Genomic DNA, 18,277 nt, shown 5'->3' on the forward strand with positions numbered 1-18,277 from the left:
CCGGTCCCGTCGACAGACGCCTGCGGTCAGACCGTGGTCAGCCAGTGACCAGCTTCGTCAAGAAATAGGTCAGCGCCGCCGTCAGCCCCGCCGCGGGCAGCGTCAGGAACCAGGCGACGACCAGATTGCTGGCGATGTTCCAGCGTACCGCCGACGCGCGCCGCGCCGCGCCGACGCCGATGATCGCGCCCGTGATGGTATGCGTCGACGACACCGGCACCCCTCCCCACGTCGCCATGAACAACGTGATCGCGCCGCCCGTCTCCGCGCAGAAACCCTGAAACGGGGTCAGCCGCGTGATCTTCGACCCCATCGTGTGGACGATCCGCCATCCGCCCGACAGCGTGCCCAGCGCGATCGACGTGTAGCAGGCGATCACCACCCAAGTCGGCACGTGAAACGCGCCGCCCAGCTGTCCCTGCGAATAGAGCAGCACCGCGATGATCCCCATCGTCTTCTGCGCGTCGTTGCTGCCGTGTCCGAGCGAGTAGAGCGCGGCCGAGATCAGCTGCAGATGACGGAAGCGGCGATCGACCGCCAGCGGCGTGCGTTTTCGCACCAGCCAGCTGACCAGCAGCACCAGCGCCAGTGCGATGAAGAACCCGACCGGCGGCGAGAAGAAGATACCGCCGACAGTCTTGAAAACGCCCGTCCAGACGACCGCGCTGATCCCGACCTTGGCGATACCCGCGCCGAGCAGCCCGCCGATCAGCGCATGGCTGCTCGATGAGGGGATGCCGAGGACCCAGGTCGCGATGTTCCACACGATCGCGCCGATCAGCGCGGCGAAGATCACCGTCGCATCGATGATGTGGGCGTCGATGATGCCCTTGCCGATCGTGTCGGCGACCTTGAGCCCGAACAGCCAATAGGCGGCGAAGTTGAAGAACGCCGCCCACAGCACCGCATGCTGCGGCTTCAGCACCCGCGTCGACACCACGGTGGCGATCGAGTTCGCGGCGTCGTGCAGGCCGTTCAGGAAGTCGAAGAACAGCGCCACGCCGACCAGCGCGCACAGGAGGGGAAAGGCGATCATCGCCGAGGCCCGTTGGCCAGGCCGCCACCGTCAGGCATGGTCGATCACGATGCCCTGGATCTCATTGGCGACATCCTCGAACCGGTCGACCACGCGCTCCAGGCTGTTGTAGAGCTCCCGCTCGATCACGAAGCGCATCGGATCGGTTGGACCGACCGTCTTGAACAGCGTCTTCAGCCCGTCGACATGGATGTCGTCCGCCTGCCCCTCCAGCTTGATCATGCGTTCGGTCAGCTCGGAAATCCTGCCGCCGTTCGCGCCGATGTTGCGCAGGAGCTGGACCGCGTCGGCGGTGACCCGCGCGGACTCGACGATGACGCCGCCCATGTCGCGCATCTGCGGGGCGAACTGGGTCACCTCGTAGAGCGTGGCGGAGGTGGCGAAGGTGTTGATCTGGTCGATCGCGTCATCCATCACCCCGATCAGCTCGGAGATGGCGCTGCGGTCGAACGGCGTCACGAAGATGCGGCGGACATCCTGCAGCACCTCGCGGGTCAGATCGTCGGCGCGGTGTTCCTCCTCGACGATCCGCGCGACATGCGCCGCCCCGTCGCCATCGCCCGACAACAGCTTCGCCAGCGCGTCGGCGCCCGCGACGAGCGTCTGAGCATGCGCCTCGAACTGGTCGAAGAAGCGGCCCTGCTTGGGCAAGAGCGACTGGAACCAGCCCAGCATCGGCGGGGAACTCCTTCGTGACGGCAAGCGGACGCGCGCGACGGCGCATCGCCGGGCAGCGGCGATTCTTCATTGCCGCGTGACGAGGCATCGCCCCGGAGTGTTACAAGTTGATGACGCGGGAACGCGGCGCCCGTCCGGCGGTTGTGCCGACCGGAGACGAACCGATGGCGAAGACGACGAAGGGCCAGGACGCGACCGTCGAGCGCGTGATGCACGAGTTCAAGGACGGGACGCTGAGGTCCGGCAGCGGCGACAAGGTGACGAGCCGCGGCCAGGCGATCGCGATCGCGCTGAGCGAAGCGGGCGAATCGAACCGGGTCTCGCCGGCCGAGAACCGCAGGCGCGTGGCGCACACCCGGCGGCAGGAGCGCGGCGACGGACCAACACGGGCGGCGCTGTACGGGAAGGCGAAGCTGCAGCAGGTCGCTGGCCGGTCGAAGATGAGCAAGGCGGAGCTGGCGCGCGCAGTGAAGTAGCGCAAAGGCGTCTCACGCCGATGCCGGCCAGCCTTCCTTCTCCAGCACCGGCAGGGCCGCCAGCGCCGCGGCGGTGAGACCGCACGTCACGCCGTCATGCCCGAACCGCAGCCCCTCGGGCGCGAGTGCGTGGAGGCGTTCGCCAACACCGCCGACGCCGCCCTCACTGACCACCAGATAGGCGAGCGCCGCGCCGTCGCAGCGCATCATCGCTTCGACCACCTGCCCCAGCTTTGCATCGCCCTGCCCGGTCAGCGGCGCGCCGATCAGCGCGCCGCCTGCGAACAGCGTCGGCGCCTGCGCGGCCGCACTGCGCCGCGCAGCGACCGCGCCACCCTCGTCATAGCGCGCCTGCCGCCCCAGCCAGCGCCAGATGCCGATCAGGTTCACGCCGGTGAGGAAGATGTTTGAATAAAGCAGCTGCGGCTGGTCGCCCTTGCCGAGCGCCACCGTGACCCAGCTCAGCGATCCGACGGTGAAGACGATGAAGCCGAAGCCGGTGATCCGCGCCCCCAGATTGGCCGCGGTCATCACCGCGGCGATGGTAGTCGCGACCAGCGCGATCCATCCGGCCAGGTCGGCGGTGGTCATGGGTGTGCCCTTCAAAGGCGAACGCCGCGCCCGGTAGCCCGGACGCGGCGCTCGATGCAGTCACGCGATCTAGCGAGAGACGACCACCAGCTCGGTACGGCGGTTCTGGAAACGGCCGCCCGCCGTAGCGTTGGTGTCGACAGGCGCGGTCTCACCGCCGCTCGCGGTCGCGATCCGGTCTGCGGCGATGCCCTTGGCGACCAGCGCCGCCTTGACCGCGTCCGCCCGCGCCTGGCCCAGCCGCTGGTTGGCGGGATCGGAGCCGCGGCTGTCGGCATAGCCCGCGATCCTGATCTTGGCGTTGCCATATTGCTTCAGCACATCGGCGACCTGCTGCACCTCCGCCTGATCGGCGGCGCGTATGTCGCTTCTGGCGGTGTCGAAATTGACCTGTTCGAAGGTGAAGGTCCGCGGCGTCGCCTCCGCTCCGCCCAGATACGTGCCCAGTCCCGATACCCCGAGCGCCGCTGCGTTCGGCGCGTTCGGCGTCTGCGCGACGACCTCGCTGTTGGTGGCGGTCGTCGTGGTCGTCGTCGCCTCGTCATGATGCCCGCAGGCCTTGGTAAGCAGGAGCAGAAGCAGCAGCAGGCCGATCAGGCCGACGATCCAGGGCAGATAGAAATTGCGACGCGGTGTCGCCCCGTCGACCGCGCGGTTGAGCGTTGCGGGGAGCGGATCGGGGATTGCGCCCAGCCCCGCTCCCGTCGCCGCGGCGGCGCCCGCGGCCGGTCCTGCGCCGCCCGGGATCGCGGAGATCGCCGGGATCGACAGGTGAACCTGCTCGTCGACGCGCGCGACCGAGGTCAGCGGGATGAAATGATGCGAGCCGTCGCGCGAATCGGTCTTGGTCAGCTTGATGCGATCGCCTTCGACCGCGTCGACGGTGCCGACATGCGCTCCGTCCGAGCCGATCACCGGCATGTGCGGCTGAATGCTGCTGGTATCCACCATGAGACTCTCCTCTACCCGGGCGAGGAGCCCGGTCGTTATGATGGGTAGCGAACGGGTCGCGGGCAGAGGCGGTTCCGGGTACCCCCCTGGCTCCACCCGCCGTGGCGTCCGCGCCGAGCGTTACATCTGCATCAGCATCTGGATGTGGTGCTGCACCACCGGAACGATTGTGCCGGCGACGCGGCGCAGCGCGGGCGCCGTGCCGTCGGCGGCATAGGCCTGCTGCACCGCCAGCGCCTGATCATGCGAAGCCCGTTGCTGCGCGACATAGGCGGCATCGCGCGCGGCGCCCTGCTCGGCACGCAGCTGTGCCACCATCTCGGCCTGCGCGGGCGTCAGCACCGGCGGCATCGGCCGGACATGCGACGCCATCGCCGCGTGCTTCACGTCGTTGGTGCTCTTGGCGTGATCGGTCAGCATCATCTGCGCAAAGGCGCGGATGCGCGGATCGCGGGTGGTCTGGAGGACGACCTGCGAAGAGGTGCGCTCGTACAGGTCGCTCGCGCCCGCGGTCTTGACGTAATCGGCGGGGCTCATCGCCTGCGCCATAAGCGGCGCCGCGGCGAGCAGGACGGCGGGTGCGGCGAGGAAGGAAAGCTTCATGGTCATCACTCCTGAGGGTCAGCGGGTAAAGGCGGTGCGCAGGCGCGCGATCGCGTAATTCTCGGCATCGGACGCGCCGCGCACGACCGGCCCCATGCCGAAGAACTCGTGCGTCACGCCCGGAAAGGTGCGCTGTTCGACGCGGTCGCCGGCGCTGCGCATCGCCGCCGCCAGCGTCTCGCCGTCCGACCGCAACGGATCGATCCGCGCATTGACGATCGTCGTCGGCGGCAGATCGCGCAGGTCGGCGGCGACCAGGTTGAGCCGCGGATCGCTGCCCTCCGTGCCGGTGGTCTGATAGTAGTAGGCGAACCAGCGCAGCATCGGCGTGTTGAGCGGCTTGGCCAGCGCCGCGTCGGTCCGCGACGGCAGCGTCGGCGTGCTGTTGGCGATAGGATAGACGGCGAGCACGTGCAGCGGCGCCGTAAGCCGGTTGTCACGCGCATAGATCGCGGTCGCGACCGCCAGGTTGCCGCCCGCACTTTCGCCTGCCAGCGCCAGCCTGGCCGGGTCGCCGCCCCAACTGGCCGCATTGTCCAGCACCCAGCGATAGGCGGCGGCAGCATCGTCGTGCTGGGCGGGAAACTTGAACTCGGGCGCGTGGCGATATTCGACCGACACCACGATTGCGCCGAGCTGCTTCGCCATCAGCCGCGGCGTCGCATCATAGGTGTTGACGTCGGCAATCACCCAGCCGCCGCCGTGGAAATAGACGACCACCGGCATCGGCCCGGCGCCGGCCGGTGCGTCAGGCTTGTAGATGCGGGCATACTGCATCGGGTCGCTGCCATAGGGCAGGTCCCGGGTGACGACCGCGAGATCGGGTGCGGTCGACATACCGCGCCGGCGCATCACCGCCTTGACGGCGTCGGCGGGGCTCGGCTGCAGGCGCGCCTGCACCGGGGTCAGCGTCTCGATCGGCCGCGCGCCCAACGCCGCCTGCTGATCGAGCACCGCCTGCATGTCCGTTGCGGGGCGCGGCGGCAACGGTGCGCGCATCGCGGGATGCGGCGGCGGCGGCGCGTTCAGCGAATTGGTCGATTGGGCGAGAACCGGGGCGGCGACGCCAAGCAGCAATGCAATTGAGAGCAGGCGACGCTTCATAGATAAACCTCGGATGAACAGTACGGACGACGACTGAACCGTGCAGCGCCGCAAGCGTTCCGCCGATCGGGTATGCTGTTCACCTAGGTTAAGTGTTTGACGCCAAGTCAGTCCTTCACCGCCGCCCATGACGCGGCTCCATCCGGCCGATGCCGCGCGCAGCTTGACCGGGAAGCACAGCACATCGAATCCGGCCGGCGGCAGCTGGTCGAGTTTGGCGAGCTTTCCCAGCTGGCAGTAGCCGATCGCCCGCCCTGCCTTGTGCCCTTCCCAGATCAGCGATGCGTCGCGCGTGGCCGCCCAGCGCCGCGCGGTATGGATAAAGGGCGCGTCCCGCCGGGCAAGGCGCCGTCCTGTGTCGACGCGTAGTGATACGGCGCATCGATGTGCGTGCCGTTGTGGGTCGACAGCTGGGCCCGCTCCACCGCCCAGCCTTCCCCGTCGGGCAGGTCCGCCGCGGTCAGCCCGGCAAAAGACGCCGCCAGCTCGGCAACCGTATCGCGGTGCGCATGATAGGCGATCTGCGGTCCGGCGCCGGGCGGATCGGCGGGCACGTCATTCTCGATCGTCACCGGCAGGTCGATCAGCCGCCCGGCCATATCCTCTCCTCCGCCATGCTGCACAGCATTGTCGCAATCACAATGCTTTGCTAGCCCGGCCTCCGTGACAGCATCCGCCGATCTCGCCCGTGTGCGGCTTACCGAGGCGCTGGTCGCCACCGGGGCCGAGGACCGCGAGGCGTTCCGCCGCCTGTATAGTCTTTCCGCCGCGAAGCTTTTCGGCATCTGCCTACGTATCTGCGGGGAACGCGAGGCGGCGGAGGACGTGTTGCACGAGGTCTATCTGACGGTGTGGCGGCGGGCGGGGGCATTCGAGCCCGGGCGCGCCAGCCCGATCACCTGGCTGGCGACGATCGCGCGCAACCGGGCGATCGACTGGCGCCGGGCGCAGATCGGGGCTCAGGGTGGAAGGCGGTTCACGGCAGTCGACGACCTGCCCGACATCGCCGATCCGGCGCCGTTGGCGAGCGACATGCTGGAGGAAGCGGGTGAGGCGGCGCGGCTGCACGGCTGCCTTCGCGGGCTGGAGGCGCGTCAGCAAGCGGCGATCCGCGTCGCCTTTTTCGACGGCGTCACCTATGCAGAGCTGGCCGAGCGGGAGGATGTACCGCTGGGAACGATGAAAAGCTGGGTGCGTCGCGGGTTGATCGCGCTGAAACGGTGCTTGGCCGAATGAGCGACGACGCACCCGATCTGTCCCCGGCTGCCGATGAGGCGGCAGCGGCCGAGCTGGCGCTGGGGCTGCTGGACGGCGCCGAGCGCGCGGCGGCGCTGCGCCGCGTGCTGGCCGAAGCTGGCTTTGCCGCAGAGGTCGAAGGCTGGCGCCGGCACTTCGCCGCCCTGTTTGCGCAATTTCCCGAGACGGAACCGGGCGAGACGCTGCTGCCGCGGATCGAGGCCAGCCTTGACGGGCGCTTCCCCGTTGCGGCGTCACGCGGGCGGCTGTGGCCGGCGGTTGCGGCGCTGACCAGTCTCGCCGCCGCGATCCTGCTCGTGCTGCTGCTGCGGCCCGCGGCATTGGCGCCGCCGGTCCAGCCTGCATCCCAGCTAGCAGCCGCGATCGTGCCGACCGGGGCGGGCGAGCCGCTCAGCGCGATCTACGACGCCCGCGCGGGAACGCTGCGGCTGACCGCGGCGGCGCTGGCCGATACCCGTCACGCCGCCGAGCTGTGGGTGATCGGCGGCGACGGCGTGCCTCATTCGCTCGGGCTGCTCCGCGATGGCGCCCAGACCGCGCTCACCGTCGCGCCTGCCGACCGCGCCCGGCTGGGCCCTGCGGCGGTCCTGGCGGTGTCGATCGAGCCGCTCGGCGGGTCGCCGACCGGGCTCCCGACCGGGCCGGTGGTGGCGAAAGGCGCGCTCGCCACCGCCTAGGTGCATCCGCGGGCGCATCCGTCCCGTATCTCCCGCAGCGCCCGATCAAGCGGCGCCGCCAAAGGAGATCTTTGCGATGCCGACTTTCCGTCCCGCTCTTGCCGCCGCCCTCTTGCTCGCCGGCACCGGCGCCGCCGTCTACGCCCGGGGCAACCCGATGGTCGGCGGCGCGGCGATGTACGCCAACAAGACGATCGTCCAGAACGCCGTCAACTCGCATGACCACACCACGCTGGTCGCCGCGGTGCAAGCCGCCGGACTGGTCGACACGCTCAACAGCGCCGGGCCGTTCACCGTCTTCGCGCCGACCAACGCCGCCTTCGCGAAGCTGCCGGCCGGCACCGTCGACACGCTGGTCCGGCCCGAGAACAAGGCGCAGCTGACCGGTATCCTGACCTATCACGTCGTGGCGGGTCGCATGACTTCGGCCGATATCGCGCGCGCGATTCGCGCCGGGCATGGCCATGCGACGCTGACCACGGTGCAGGGTGAGCCGCTGACGGCGATGATGGCGGGCGGGCGGCTGGTGCTGACCGACGCACATGGCGGCACATCGATGGTGACGACCAAGGACGTCATGCAGTCGAATGGCGTCATCCACGTCGTCGACACGGTGTTGATGCCCTGAATGTCCGGACGGGGGAGCCGTGACGGCTCCCCCGCTTCGACCGTTTCCTCAACTCTCCCCACCGAGAGGCGGATTGCTGTGTCCCCCATTCCCTGGCGCGACCACGCCGCGCTGATCCGCACTACCGATGCGAGCATCCATGACGGCGGTCGTGCGATCGTCGCCGAAGGGCCGCTGCACCGCGTCGTCGAGCTGGCGAACGATCTGCCGCCGGCGGAACTCGACCGGCATTTCATCTCGCTGCCCGATCGGCATGCGGCGCCCTATCGCTTCGAGGGCGCCGCGATCCATGCGCTGCTGGGCAGGCTCGACCGCCCCGGCGCGCTCGACTTCATGACGCGGCAGGCGGCGGCGCGACGCTAGCGCAGGCGCGCCTGCGGCGGCGCCACCACGAATCGTGCCCCCGGCCCGGCGTCCTCCACCCGCGTCGCCAACCCGTGCCGCGTCGCGATCACCCGCACCAGCGCCAGTCCCAGCCCGTGACCCGGCGCGCGCGACTGCGCCCGGCCGAAGCGGCGGAAGATCAGCTCGCGGTCGGCGGCCGGCACGCCCGGGCCCGAATCCTCGACGGTGATGACCGGCCCCGCCGCGACCACCAGCCGCACCCGCTCGCCCGCCGGCACGAACTTGCAGGCGTTATCGAGCAGGTTGGCGATCAGCCGGGTCAGCTGCATCCGCTCGCCGCGCATCGTCACGTTTGGGGCGATCCGCGCGGCGAAGTCGAGCCCGCGCTCCTCCGCACTCGCCGCATAGAGGTCGGCGAGGTCGGCAGCGACCTCCGACAGATCGACCACGCCGCGCTGCGTCGGATCGAGCGCTTCGCCCAGCGCGATGTCGAGCAGCGCGTCGAACAGCGAAACGATCGAGCGGATATCGTCGCGCGCCGCGTACAGCTCCGTCTGCATCCCCACGTCCGGCGCAAGCGCCAGCACATGCCGCAGCCGGGTATCGAGATGTGCGAGCGGCGTGCGCAGCTCATGCGCGATGTTGGCGCTGATCTCGCGCTGCACCGCCAGCAGTTGCGCGATCTGGGCCAGATGGGCGTGGACATGCCCCGCCAACCGCCCGAACTCGTCGCCGTCACGCGCATTGACCCGAGCGTCGCTGTCGCCGCCCTGAAACCGGCGAAACACCGCGTTGATCCGCGCCACCCGCTCGGCTAGCCGGCGCGCGGTCAGCAGCCCGAACGCCAACGCGCCCAGCAGCGCCGCCGCGCCCGCCCAGGCGAGCCTGATGCGCAGCGCCGCGTTGACCCGTGCGGCTGGCGCCAGGCTGCGCCCGACATAGAGGGTCAGCCCACCCCTCAGCCGCGTTGCCCGCACCAGCAACGGCTCGCCGTCCGATACGACGCGCGCCGCCGCGGAGCGCGCCGGGTCGACCGCCACCGGCGGGCGCAGATTGCCGGTCAGATAATAGCCCTGCGCATCGAGCAGCAGGTAGTGCGCCTGCGCATCCGATTTGCTGACCACATCCAGCCGATCGTCGATGCGCTTCTTCAGCCCGGTCGCGCCGCCCTGCACCGCGACGTCGACCAGTCCCGCCAGATCGGTGTCGATCGTGTGCAGTGTGTCCGCCTCCATCGCGCGCGCCACCGTGATCAGCGCCGCGACCGCAAAGGCGAGCACCGCCGCGAGCACCACCGCCGCCGTCAGCGCCGCCTGTCGCACCGCGATCGAGCGGAAGAAGCTCATCTCACATCACGGGGCTGTGCAGAGCCTCCGGCACCGCACGCAGACGGTAGCCGGTCCCGCGCACAGTCTCCAGACAGGACGGGGCCGCGCCGTCTTCCAGTTTGCGCCGCAACCGGACGAGGTTGACGTCGATGACGTTGGTCTGCGGATCGAACGACAGCTTCCAGACGTGGAGCAGCAGCATCTGGCGCGTCACCACTTCGCCGGCGTTTTCCATTAGATATTTGAGCAGCTCGAACTCCTTGGGGCTGAGCCCCAGATGGCGTCCGGCGCGATGCGCCGTACGCGCGGACGTTGAGTTCAATGTCGCCGTGGATCAGGATGGGCTGGTTGGCGATCGCCCCCGCCCGCCGGTGCAGCGCCCGGATACGGGCGACCAGCTCGCTCGGCTCGAACGGCTTGGCGAGATAGTCGTCGGCGCCGCCGTTCAGCCCCTCGACCCGCTCCTCCGACCGCCCGAGCGCGGACAGCATCAGGATGGGCTTCTCGACACCCGCCTGCCGCAGCCGCGTGATCGCCGCCACGCCGTCCAATCCGGGCAGCATCCGGTCCATTATGACCACATCAACCCCCGCCTGCCCCGCGATCCGGACACCGGTCTCGGCGTCGCCGACGCGCGTCACCGTTATGCCGTCGTGTTGCAGACATTCGGCGATTGCGACGGCGGTCAGTGCATCGTCCTCGATCAGCAGCACATGCACCGGCGCCCCCCTGCCCCGTTCGTCGTCCTTATTGCGCGGCCGTCACCGCGGGGCCGGTGACAAAGCCGGTTATGCGCGCATCGGTTCGTCCGCCTCGCTGGCGGCGGCGCCCCCGCGCATCTCCTCGATCAGCGCGGCGATGCGGCGATAGCGATGTACCCCCTCGCGATGCCCCACCAGATTGAGCGCGATGGTGCGCTCCGCCACCCACCGCGCGGCGTCGTCGCCATGGTCGCGGATAATGGCGAGCGCCTCGGCCTGAAGAGCGTGATCGGGCGGCATTGGCGGCAAGCTACGTCCAACGGCCCGATATGGATGCAAGGAATGGGAAGTTATTACCGGACACCCTGCTCGGAAGTCCAGCGCGACGCTGCGGGATGCCGCGACCCCGTTGCACCCTTGCCACGTCTCATTCGAACGGCGGCGCATCCGCCAGCGGATCATGGCCACGCACGTCGCGCATCATCAGCCCGGCAATCAGCGCCACCCCGCAAACAGTGGTCGCGTACCAGAAAAAACCGCTCTCCCGCCCCGCCTGCTTGAACGACAGGGCGACGTATTCCGCCGTGCCGCCGAACAGCGCATTGCCGACCCCGTAGGCCAGGCCGACGCCGAGCGCGCGGACTTCGATCGGGAACAGCTCCGCCTTGAACAGCCCGCCGACCGAGGTGTAGATCGCATTGATCGTCAGCGCCGCCAGCACCAGCGCGAACGCCGCGCCTGTGCTCTGCACCCGCCCCAGCCACGTCATCAGCGGCACCACCGTCAGCGTCGCAAGCGCGAACGAGGCGACGATGTTGGCCTTGCGCCCCCAGCGGTCGGACAGCGCGCCCCACAGCGGCTGCATCAAGGCGAACGGCACCAGCACCGCGGTCATCACCCAATTCGCCGCCTTCGGGTCCAGATGCGCCGTATTGACCAGGTATTTCTGCATGTAGGTCGTGAAGATGTAGAAGAAGAGCGACCCGCCCGCGGACAGGCACAGCACGATCGCGAACGCACGCCAATGCGGCCGCAACCCGGCGATGGTCCCCGCCCGCCCGCCGCGGTCGCCGCCGGTCTCGTGCATCAGGCGGCGGAGCGACAACACGCCCAGCGCCGCCAGCGCGCCGATCGCAAACGGGATGCGCCAACCCCAAGCTTTCAGCGCCGCATCGGGCAGCACCTGCTGGAGGAGCAGGATGACGAGCAGCGCGAGCAGCTGGCCGCCGATCAGCGTGACATACTGGAACGACGCCCAAAAGCCGCGCCGCCCCGCAAACGCGATCTCGCTGAGATAGGTCGCCGCTGTCCCGTACTGCCCGCCGGTGGAAAACCCCTGCACGATGCGCGCGAGCAGCAGCAGCATCGGTGCGGCGGTGCCGAGCGTCGCGTGGGTGGGCAGCACCGCGATGGCCGCCGATCCGGCGCCCATCATCAGCACCGACGCCACCGTCGCTCGCCGCCGTCCATGCCGGTCGGCATAGCGCCCGAAATACCAGGCGCCGAGTGGCCTGAACAGGAAGCCAACCGCGAAGATGCCCGAGGTGCCGAGCAGCTGCGCGGTGCGGTCGGCGGCAGGGAAGAAGGCGTGGCTGAAGTAGAGGGCAGTAAAGGCGTAGGCGTAAAAATCGTACCATTCGATCAGGTTGCCCGCCGACCCAGCAACGATCGCCCGCGCGCGGTCGGCGGTGGATAATTCTGTCGCTGCCATTGCCCTCTCCCTCGACAGCGGACTCCGACGCGCAAGCTCGATGGTCAAGTCCCGCCGCAAGCGCGGGGTGACGGAAGCGCAAGCGGGCGGTAGAGGCGCCCGATGCTCAACCTTTCCGACGTCACGGTCCGCCTCGGCGGGCGCACGATCCTCGACGCCGCCTCCGCGCGCCTGCCGCCGCGCAGCCGGATCGGGCTGATCGGCCGTAATGGCGCGGGCAAGACGACGCTGGTCAAGGTCATCGCCGGCCAGCTGGAACCCGACTCCGGCGAAGCGGCGATGCCGCGCGGCGCCCGCATCGGCTATATTGCGCAGGACGCCCCCGCCGGCGCGGCGACGCCGTTCGCAACGGTGCTGGCGGCGGATACCGAACGCGCCGCGCTGCTCGCCGAGAGCGAGAAGCTGGAAGACGGCCATGCCGACCCAGACCGCCTTGCGACCATTCACGAACGCCTGCTCGCCATCGACGCCCATGCCGCGCCCGCCCGCGCGGCGCGCATCCTGGTCGGGCTGGGCTTCGACGAGGCGGCGCAGGCCCGCCCGCTCGACAGCTTTTCGGGCGGCTGGCGGATGCGTGTCGCGCTCGCCTCGCTGCTGTTCTCGCAGCCCGACCTGCTGCTCCTCGACGAGCCCTCCAACCACCTCGACCTGGAGGCGGTGATGTGGCTGGAGGACTTCCTGCGTGCTTATCCAGCGACGGTGGTGGTGGTCAGCCACGAGCGCGACTTCCTCAACACCGTCGTCGACCACATCCTCCACTTGGAGCGCGGCAAGCTGACGCTCTACCCCGGCGGCTACGACGCCTTTGAGCGCCAGCGCGCCGAGCGGCAGGCGCAGCTCGCCTCCGCGCGCACGAAGCAGCAGGCGGAGCGCGAGAAGCTGCAGGACTATATCGCCCGCAATTCCGCGCGCGCGTCGACCGCCAAGCAGGCGCAGAGCCGCGCCAAGGCGCTGGCGCGGATGACGCCGATCGCGGAGCTGGTCGACGATCCGTCGCTGACCTTCGACTTTCCCTCGCCCGAGCCGCTGCGGCCGCCGCTGATCACGCTCGACCAGGCATCGGTGGGCTATGGCGACACGGCGGTGCTCAAGCGGCTGAACCTGCGCCTCGATCCCGACGATCGCATCGCGCTGCTCGGGCGCAACGGCAACGGCAAGACCACGCTCGCCCGCCTGCTCGCAGCGCAGCTGAAGCCGATGGACGGTGCTATGGCGGCGTCGGGGAAGATGCGGGTCGGCTATTTCACCCAGTATCAGGTCGAGGAGCTGACCCCCGACGAAACCCCGCTGGCGCATATGACGTCGCTGATGCGCGGCAGCACGCCGGGCGCGGTGCGCGCACAGCTCGGCCGGTTCGGCTTCTCCGGCGCCAAGGCGACGACCGAGGTCGGACGGCTGTCGGGCGGTGAGCGCGCGCGCCTCGCGCTCGCGCTGATCACGCGCGACGCGCCGCACCTGCTGATCCTGGACGAGCCGACCAACCACCTCGACGTCGACACGCGCGAGGCGCTGGTCCAGGCGCTCGCGGGGTACGAGGGCGCGGTGGTGATCGTCAGCCACGACCGCCACATGATCGAGGCGGTCGCGGACCGGCTGGTGCTGGTCGACCGCGGCGGCGCGGGTGAGTTCGACGGCACCGTCGACGATTATGTCAAGCTGGTGCTCGCCAAGGACGTCGGCGAAGCGAAGCCGTCGGGCGAGGACCGTAAGGCGGCCCGGCGCGCGGCGGCGGAGGCGCGCGAGGCGCGGACCGCGCTGGCCAAGCAGGCACGCGCGGCCGAAGCGGCGCTGGCGACCCTGACCGCGCAGCGCAGCGCGATCGACCGCGCGATGTTCGATCCGGCCGGCGCGGATACGGCGCTTGCGAAGCTGACGATGACCGAGCTGATGCAGCGCCGCGCCGAGCTGGAGGCGCGTATCGGGGCGCGGGAGGGCGAGTGGATGGCGGCGAGCGAGGCGATGGAGCGGCTGGCGGCGTAGCTGACGAACAGGGCCGCGCCTTTGTCATGCTGAACTTGTTCAGCAACCACGCGGAACGCTGGCGCCACGCCCGGCGGCGGCCTGTCTGGCGTCCCGCCTGATCGAAGCGCACTTGGCCCGCTGGTGACAAAGGGCGCCGCGGCGAAGCCGCGTCGTCGAAGCTCGGCTGAAGCCGAGCCCGGCCGCGCTTGGTCGCGTCGCGCCTAGCTGCGCTGAGTGCGTCCAACCTGCGCGGTGGCGGAGAGGGTGGGATTCGAACCCACGGTACCCGCGAGGGCACGCCGCATTTCGAGTGCGGTACAATCGACCACTCTGCCACCTCTCCGCGAGACGCTCCGGCGCAGCCCCGAAGTGCTGCCCGGCCGGTCGAGCGGGCGCCTCTAACGCGAAGCCAGGGGCGACACAAGCGCGCTTGTGCGCCCGCGTCCACCCCCTAAATAAGAGCGGTATGTCGCGTCATCCCACCGCCGGTCAGCCGGCTCGCTCAGACCCTGCCGCGCCGCCCATCGCCGCCGCCCGTTTCGGCATCGGCGAGGTGGTGCGCCATCGCATGTTCGACTTTCGCGGCGTGATCTTCGACGTCGACCCCGTCTTCGCCAATTCGGACGAATGGTATGAGGCGATTCCGGAAAGCATCCGCCCGTCCAAGGACCAGCCCTTCTATCACCTGCTCGCCGAGAATGCGGAGTCGAGCTACACCGCCTATGTCAGCCAGCAGAACCTGGTTCCCGACGACAGCGACGAGCCTGTCGAGCACCCGGCGATCGCGGGGCTGTTCACCGGGTTTGAGGACGGCAAGTACGAGCTGCGCCGGGAGCATCGTCACTAAGGCTGGCGCACGGCCGGCGGGGCCGGCGCAACGCTGCGCTCGGACCAGCCGCGCCGTTACGGCGGATCACCGCAAGCCGCATCGAACGCTATTCCGGGCTGCCGCGGCAGCCCGGAATACGCCGGTCAATACTTCACGCGCAGCCGCGCGTAATAGAACCCGCCATTGATCCCGAACGGCCCGCCCGACCGCGGGTAGATCTGGCCATCGGCCAGGCTGTTGGTCAGCGCATAGACCGGGTTGGTGGTGCTGGCTGCGATCCGGTCCGGATAGGCATTGAAGATGTTGTTCGCGCCGATTGTCAGCGTGTAGCGCTGGGCGATCGTATAGCTGAAATCGAGGTCGGTCAGGAACTTCGACCCGAAGGTCTGGCCGGGATATTCAAGCTGGTTGGCCCAGCTGCTGTAGAAATTCTCCCGTGCGTTCACCGTAAAGCCGCCGATCTGCCAGTTGCCCGACAGGTTGGCGCGATGCTTCGGCGGCAGGTTCGAGATGTTGAACCGCTGCGCCGCGCTGATCACCGCGGGGTTGTAATCGGTGACCGTGCTCTTGTTGTAGTTATACGCCAGCGTGATGCTGAACGGGTTATCGAGCAGGCGCGTGCGATAGGTCGACACGACGTCGACGCCGCTGGTCCGCGTATCGAAGCCGTTGGTGAAGTAGTTCACCACACCGCCTACGCCGACCGACGCCAGCGCCGGCAGCGCGGCGACGTTGGCGGCGGTCACTGTAAAGTTCTGCGAGATGCCGATCCGGTCGCGGACCTTGATCGTGTAACCGTCGATCGTGATCGACAGCGCGCGGACCGGCTGGATGACGAGGCCTGCGCCGAAGTTGGTCGACCGCTCCGGCTTGAGCGGCGTCGCGCCGTAGAACTGGGCGATCGAGCTCGTCACCGGATAGGTGCCGGTCTGCACCTGCGTGCCGCCCAGGAAGTTGGTGGTCAGGATCTGCGTATTGTTCTGGCCGGGCGACGGCGCATGGAAGCCGGTGCCGGCCGTCCCGCGCAGCGCCAGCGCGTCGGTGATGTGGAAGATGAAGTTCGCCTTGCCGACTACCCGGCTCCCGAACGACTGGTAATGCTCGTAGCGGCCGGCGATGCCGACCGACAGCGCCTGGACGATGTCGGCCTCCGCCCCGACATAGGCGCCGTAGCTGCTCTGGCTGTGCTTGCCGGCGAAGGTGGGGCTGGTGCCGCCATAGCCGCTGGCGGCAGGCGACTGCGTCGCGACGACCTGCGTACCGCCGCTGTTCAGCGCGACCGTGTAGACGCCCGGGGTGACCAGGTCATACAGCGGCTGGCGGGCATAGGGGCCGGCGGCATAGGATTGGACATCGCCGACGGTGGTCTCATACTCCTCACGCCGGTATTCGCCGCCGCCCGACAGCGTGACCGCGCTCGCGAAGCCGACGTTGAGCGGATAGGTGAGATCGAGGTTGGCGTTCTGCTCGCGCTGGATTAGCTTGCCGAAAAAGAAACTGGTCTGGCTCGATGGGCCGAACGAGGCGCTGAGCGAGTTGTGCATCGACAGCGACAGCGTATTGCGCGCCAGCGTTCCCGACAGGTCATAGGTCAGGCCGCCGAGGTCGCCCTTGATCCCCGCGGTGCCGTACAGCTGCTCGACGTCGCCCACGAACTTCGGCGTGAAACCGCCAGGATAGATCGAGGTGAAGTTGAACGTCGTGCCGCCGTTGCGCACGAAGCCGCCCGCCGGGCAGGTCGCGTTGCCGGTCGGGCAGGCGGTCAGATAGATGGTGTTGAACGCCCCGTTGGCGCCGGGCGAGCGGGTCGACGGCGTGCCGGTGCCGACATCGACGGTCAGCGGCGTCGGCGCACTGATCGGTGAGCGGTAGTTGAAGCTCTGATTCGCGGTGCTGTGCGCGTAGTTGACCGTCGCGTACAGCTTGACGCCGTCGGCGACCTCATAGGCCGCGTTGCCGAACAGCTTGTAGCCATGGGAGGGTGACGAGCCCCACACCTGCGCCGGGCCGGGATAGTTGGGGATGCGGCCGATCACGGACGGCATCGTCTGAGCAAGCACGACCGCGATCGGACGGGTCGCGCCCCGGCTGGTGCCGTCCTCGTTGAAATACTCGCCCGACACGTTGGCGAAGCCCCGCTCGCCGAGCTTGACGCCGGCGAAGGCCGCGATCTGGTAACGGTCGCCGTCATTGCGATAGGTCTGGCCGTAGCTGGCCTGCATCTCGAACCCGGCGTTCTCACGGAGTTGGTAGTTGATGACCCCGGCGATGGCGTCCGAGCCATATTGCGCGGTCGCACCGTCGCGAAGCACCTGCAGATTGCCAACCGAGATCGCCGGGATATTGCCGATGTCCGACCCCTGGGAGCCGTAAGAGAGCGCGGTGTCGGCCCCCGAATACACCTGGACCAGCGCCGACCGGTTGTAACGCTTGCCGTTGATCATCACCAGGATCTGGTCGGCGCCGAGACCGCGCAGCGAGGGCGGCCGCACGAAGGTCGAGGCGTCGGAGATCGTGTTCTGGGGAACGAAGAAGGAGGGGACGATGTTGCGGACCACGTCCAGCATGTTCGCGGCGGGCTGCGACTGGATCTCTTCGGCGCCGATGACGTCGACCGGCGACGCTGAATCGGTGGAGGTGCGGTCGGTCCGTCGGGTGCCGACCACCAGCACGTCTTGCGCATCGGTCGTCGTCTGCTCGGCCGCCGTGTGGCCGGTTGCGGGATCGGCCTGCGGCACCGTCTGCGCCTGCACGGCCGATGCCGCGAGCATCGCCGTCGCAATGGCGAGCGCGGAAGTGAATGCCTTGGTCATGGTGGCCCCCTTGAAGCTCTGTTTCGTCCCGCCGCTCCGGCGGTCACCGTATCGGCGCCGACAGGATGCGTGGAATGGTTAGAAGAGGCCACGGCTTGCCGAAATAGACAATGTCCACGGATGCTGCACCGCCGCATTTTCCGGATCATGTTGCCAAAATGCTACAACGCCCAACGAGCCGCTGCAGTGTTGACAGCATGGGCCCCGTCCCCTAGCTGACCCGTTCTCCCGACAGGCGCTGCCTGGACGGGCATATCGATTTGAGAAGAGAAGACCCATGTTCGCAGTGGTGCGCACGGGCGGCAAGCAGTATCGCGTCGCCGCCGGAGACAAGATCGTGGTCGACAAGATCGACGGCGAGGCCGGGGCGTCGGTGACGCTCGACGTGCTGCTCGCGGGCGAGGGGTCGGAGCTGCGCGACGCCGGCGGCGTCAGCGTCGCGGCCGAGGTCATCGCCCAGGCGAAGGGCGAGAAGGTCATCGTCTTCAAGAAGCGCCGCCGCCACAACTACCGCCGCCGCAACGGCCATCGCCAGCTGCACACGATCCTCAAGATCGTTTCGGTCGGCTAAGCAGGGCGCGAAGGAG

At 68.9% G+C, this 18,277-nt stretch carries 20 protein-coding genes, 1 tRNA gene and 1 pseudogene; 8 read left to right on the forward strand and 14 right to left on the reverse strand.

The features are described from left to right. Positions 1-37: 37 nt before the first annotated feature. On the reverse strand, positions 38-1,036 hold the full coding sequence (locus tag ACP2AD_RS12675) for an anion permease (protein ID WP_425230406.1): 999 nt from the start codon (positions 1,034-1,036) through the stop codon (positions 38-40). A gap of 30 nt (positions 1,037-1,066) precedes the next feature. Next, positions 1,067-1,711: a DUF47 domain-containing protein gene (locus ACP2AD_RS12680; RefSeq protein ID WP_425230407.1), complete on the reverse strand. Its 645-nt coding sequence runs from the start codon at positions 1,709-1,711 to the stop codon at positions 1,067-1,069. Between the two features lie 167 nt (positions 1,712-1,878). Between ACP2AD_RS12680 and ACP2AD_RS12685 the strand changes: the two genes are divergently transcribed. After that, on the forward strand, positions 1,879-2,190 hold the full coding sequence (locus ACP2AD_RS12685) for a DUF6496 domain-containing protein (protein WP_425230408.1): 312 nt from the start codon (positions 1,879-1,881) through the stop codon (positions 2,188-2,190). A 12-nt stretch (positions 2,191-2,202) separates the two neighbouring features. Here the strand turns inward: ACP2AD_RS12685 and ACP2AD_RS12690 are convergent, their stop codons facing one another. The 5 genes from ACP2AD_RS12690 to ACP2AD_RS12710 form a co-directional block, all read right to left on the reverse strand. Continuing rightward, the gene (locus tag ACP2AD_RS12690; RefSeq protein ID WP_425230409.1) at positions 2,203-2,781 is read right to left on the reverse strand and encodes a PRC-barrel domain containing protein; all 579 of its coding nucleotides are present in this window, start codon (positions 2,779-2,781) and stop codon (positions 2,203-2,205) included. Between the two features lie 69 nt (positions 2,782-2,850). After that, a complete protein-coding gene (locus ACP2AD_RS12695; RefSeq protein ID WP_425230410.1) occupies positions 2,851-3,732 on the reverse strand; it encodes a DUF2171 domain-containing protein in 882 nt (293 codons plus the stop codon). A 120-nt stretch (positions 3,733-3,852) separates the two neighbouring features. Continuing rightward, a complete protein-coding gene (locus ACP2AD_RS12700) occupies positions 3,853-4,335 on the reverse strand; it encodes a DUF4142 domain-containing protein (protein WP_425230411.1) in 483 nt (160 codons plus the stop codon). 18 nt (positions 4,336-4,353) lie between these two features. Next, positions 4,354-5,439 carry an alpha/beta hydrolase gene (locus ACP2AD_RS12705; protein WP_425230412.1) on the reverse strand — a complete coding sequence of 362 codons (1,086 nt, stop codon included), beginning with the start codon at positions 5,437-5,439 and terminating at the stop codon, positions 4,354-4,356. A gap of 275 nt (positions 5,440-5,714) precedes the next feature. Next, on the reverse strand, positions 5,715-6,038 hold the full coding sequence (locus ACP2AD_RS12710) for a cyclase family protein (RefSeq protein WP_425230413.1): 324 nt from the start codon (positions 6,036-6,038) through the stop codon (positions 5,715-5,717). Positions 6,039-6,102: 64 nt separating this feature from the next. Between ACP2AD_RS12710 and ACP2AD_RS12715 the strand changes: the two genes are divergently transcribed. The 4 genes from ACP2AD_RS12715 (at position 6,103) to ACP2AD_RS12730 (ending at position 8,364) form a co-directional block, all read left to right on the forward strand. Further along, entirely contained in the window at positions 6,103-6,675 is a 573-nt protein-coding gene (locus ACP2AD_RS12715; RefSeq protein WP_425230414.1) for a sigma-70 family RNA polymerase sigma factor, read from the forward strand. Continuing rightward, a complete protein-coding gene (locus tag ACP2AD_RS12720) occupies positions 6,672-7,373 on the forward strand; it encodes an anti-sigma factor (RefSeq protein ID WP_425230415.1) in 702 nt (233 codons plus the stop codon). Before ACP2AD_RS12715 ends, ACP2AD_RS12720 begins: the two co-directional genes overlap by 4 nt. Before the next feature lie 76 nt (positions 7,374-7,449). Further along, positions 7,450-8,001 carry a fasciclin domain-containing protein gene (locus tag ACP2AD_RS12725; RefSeq protein ID WP_425230416.1) on the forward strand — a complete coding sequence of 184 codons (552 nt, stop codon included), beginning with the start codon at positions 7,450-7,452 and terminating at the stop codon, positions 7,999-8,001. Between the two features lie 78 nt (positions 8,002-8,079). Beyond that, a complete protein-coding gene (locus ACP2AD_RS12730; RefSeq protein ID WP_425230417.1) occupies positions 8,080-8,364 on the forward strand; it encodes a hypothetical protein in 285 nt (94 codons plus the stop codon). Here the strand turns inward: ACP2AD_RS12730 and ACP2AD_RS12735 are convergent. The 5 genes and pseudogenes from ACP2AD_RS12735 to ACP2AD_RS12755 form a co-directional block, all read right to left on the reverse strand. After that, a complete protein-coding gene (locus ACP2AD_RS12735; RefSeq protein WP_425230418.1) occupies positions 8,361-9,692 on the reverse strand; it encodes a sensor histidine kinase in 1,332 nt (443 codons plus the stop codon). The two genes, ACP2AD_RS12730 and ACP2AD_RS12735, sit on opposite strands and share 4 nt — an antisense overlap. 1 nt (position 9,693) lies before the next feature. Next, on the reverse strand, positions 9,694-9,996 hold the full coding sequence (locus ACP2AD_RS12740; protein ID WP_425230419.1) for a winged helix-turn-helix domain-containing protein: 303 nt from the start codon (positions 9,994-9,996) through the stop codon (positions 9,694-9,696). A 118-nt stretch (positions 9,997-10,114) separates the two neighbouring features. Further along, a pseudogene (locus ACP2AD_RS12745) lies at positions 10,115-10,393 on the reverse strand (response regulator); the annotation flags it as partial. A gap of 69 nt (positions 10,394-10,462) precedes the next feature. After that, positions 10,463-10,675 (reverse strand): hypothetical protein, encoded by a 213-nt coding sequence (locus ACP2AD_RS12750; protein ID WP_425230420.1) that lies wholly within the window; start codon positions 10,673-10,675, stop codon positions 10,463-10,465. Positions 10,676-10,802: 127 nt separating this feature from the next. Then, positions 10,803-12,086 (reverse strand): MFS transporter, encoded by a 1,284-nt coding sequence (locus ACP2AD_RS12755; protein ID WP_425230421.1) that lies wholly within the window; start codon positions 12,084-12,086, stop codon positions 10,803-10,805. A 102-nt stretch (positions 12,087-12,188) separates the two neighbouring features. On the opposite strand from ACP2AD_RS12755, the gene ACP2AD_RS12760 reads away from it, so the two are divergent. Next, positions 12,189-14,066 (forward strand): ABC-F family ATP-binding cassette domain-containing protein, encoded by a 1,878-nt coding sequence (locus ACP2AD_RS12760; RefSeq protein ID WP_425230422.1) that lies wholly within the window; start codon positions 12,189-12,191, stop codon positions 14,064-14,066. Positions 14,067-14,301: 235 nt separating this feature from the next. Here ACP2AD_RS12760 and ACP2AD_RS12765 read toward each other — a convergent pair. After that, positions 14,302-14,391: transfer RNA gene (locus tag ACP2AD_RS12765), tRNA-Ser, on the reverse strand. Between the two features lie 123 nt (positions 14,392-14,514). Between ACP2AD_RS12765 and hspQ the strand changes: the two genes are divergently transcribed. Next, positions 14,515-14,895 (forward strand): heat shock protein HspQ, encoded by a 381-nt coding sequence (gene hspQ / locus ACP2AD_RS12770; protein ID WP_425230423.1) that lies wholly within the window; start codon positions 14,515-14,517, stop codon positions 14,893-14,895. Positions 14,896-15,020: 125 nt separating this feature from the next. Here the strand turns inward: hspQ and ACP2AD_RS12775 are convergent, their stop codons facing one another. Beyond that, positions 15,021-17,690 (reverse strand): TonB-dependent receptor plug domain-containing protein, encoded by a 2,670-nt coding sequence (locus ACP2AD_RS12775; protein WP_425230424.1) that lies wholly within the window; start codon positions 17,688-17,690, stop codon positions 15,021-15,023. Between the two features lie 277 nt (positions 17,691-17,967). Between ACP2AD_RS12775 and rplU the strand changes: the two genes are divergently transcribed. Beyond that, complete coding sequence (rplU, locus tag ACP2AD_RS12780) at positions 17,968-18,261, forward strand: 50S ribosomal protein L21 (protein ID WP_425230425.1); 294 nt, start codon at positions 17,968-17,970, stop codon at positions 18,259-18,261. Positions 18,262-18,277: the final 16 nt, after the last annotated feature.

The sequence above is a fragment of the Sphingomonas sp. genome, from assembly GCF_965248875.1.
Classification (GTDB): Bacteria; Pseudomonadota; Alphaproteobacteria; order Sphingomonadales; family Sphingomonadaceae; genus Sphingomonas.

Bases quoted from the DNA above. Each gene is read 5' to 3' on its own strand.
- ACP2AD_RS12675 (WP_425230406.1), bottom strand. From the start codon at position 1,036: ATGATCGCCTTTCCCCTCCTGTGCGCGCTGGTCGGCGTGGCGCTGTTC.
- ACP2AD_RS12720 (WP_425230415.1), top strand. From the start codon at position 6,672: ATGAGCGACGACGCACCCGATCTGTCCCCGGCTGCCGATGAGGCGGCA.
- ACP2AD_RS12705 (WP_425230412.1), bottom strand. From the start codon at position 5,439: ATGAAGCGTCGCCTGCTCTCAATTGCATTGCTGCTTGGCGTCGCCGCC.
- ACP2AD_RS12750 (WP_425230420.1), bottom strand. From the start codon at position 10,675: ATGCCGCCCGATCACGCTCTTCAGGCCGAGGCGCTCGCCATTATCCGC.
- ACP2AD_RS12775 (WP_425230424.1), bottom strand. From the start codon at position 17,690: ATGACCAAGGCATTCACTTCCGCGCTCGCCATTGCGACGGCGATGCTC.
- ACP2AD_RS12755 (WP_425230421.1), bottom strand. From the start codon at position 12,086: ATGGCAGCGACAGAATTATCCACCGCCGACCGCGCGCGGGCGATCGTT.
- ACP2AD_RS12690 (WP_425230409.1), bottom strand. From the start codon at position 2,781: ATGACCACCGCCGACCTGGCCGGATGGATCGCGCTGGTCGCGACTACC.
- ACP2AD_RS12700 (WP_425230411.1), bottom strand. From the start codon at position 4,335: ATGAAGCTTTCCTTCCTCGCCGCACCCGCCGTCCTGCTCGCCGCGGCG.
- hspQ (WP_425230423.1), top strand. From the start codon at position 14,515: ATGTCGCGTCATCCCACCGCCGGTCAGCCGGCTCGCTCAGACCCTGCC.
- ACP2AD_RS12710 (WP_425230413.1), bottom strand. From the start codon at position 6,038: ATGGCCGGGCGGCTGATCGACCTGCCGGTGACGATCGAGAATGACGTG.
- ACP2AD_RS12695 (WP_425230410.1), bottom strand. From the start codon at position 3,732: ATGGTGGATACCAGCAGCATTCAGCCGCACATGCCGGTGATCGGCTCG.
- rplU (WP_425230425.1), top strand. From the start codon at position 17,968: ATGTTCGCAGTGGTGCGCACGGGCGGCAAGCAGTATCGCGTCGCCGCC.
- ACP2AD_RS12725 (WP_425230416.1), top strand. From the start codon at position 7,450: ATGCCGACTTTCCGTCCCGCTCTTGCCGCCGCCCTCTTGCTCGCCGGC.
- ACP2AD_RS12735 (WP_425230418.1), bottom strand. From the start codon at position 9,692: ATGAGCTTCTTCCGCTCGATCGCGGTGCGACAGGCGGCGCTGACGGCG.
- ACP2AD_RS12680 (WP_425230407.1), bottom strand. From the start codon at position 1,711: ATGCTGGGCTGGTTCCAGTCGCTCTTGCCCAAGCAGGGCCGCTTCTTC.
- ACP2AD_RS12760 (WP_425230422.1), top strand. From the start codon at position 12,189: ATGCTCAACCTTTCCGACGTCACGGTCCGCCTCGGCGGGCGCACGATC.
- ACP2AD_RS12685 (WP_425230408.1), top strand. From the start codon at position 1,879: ATGGCGAAGACGACGAAGGGCCAGGACGCGACCGTCGAGCGCGTGATG.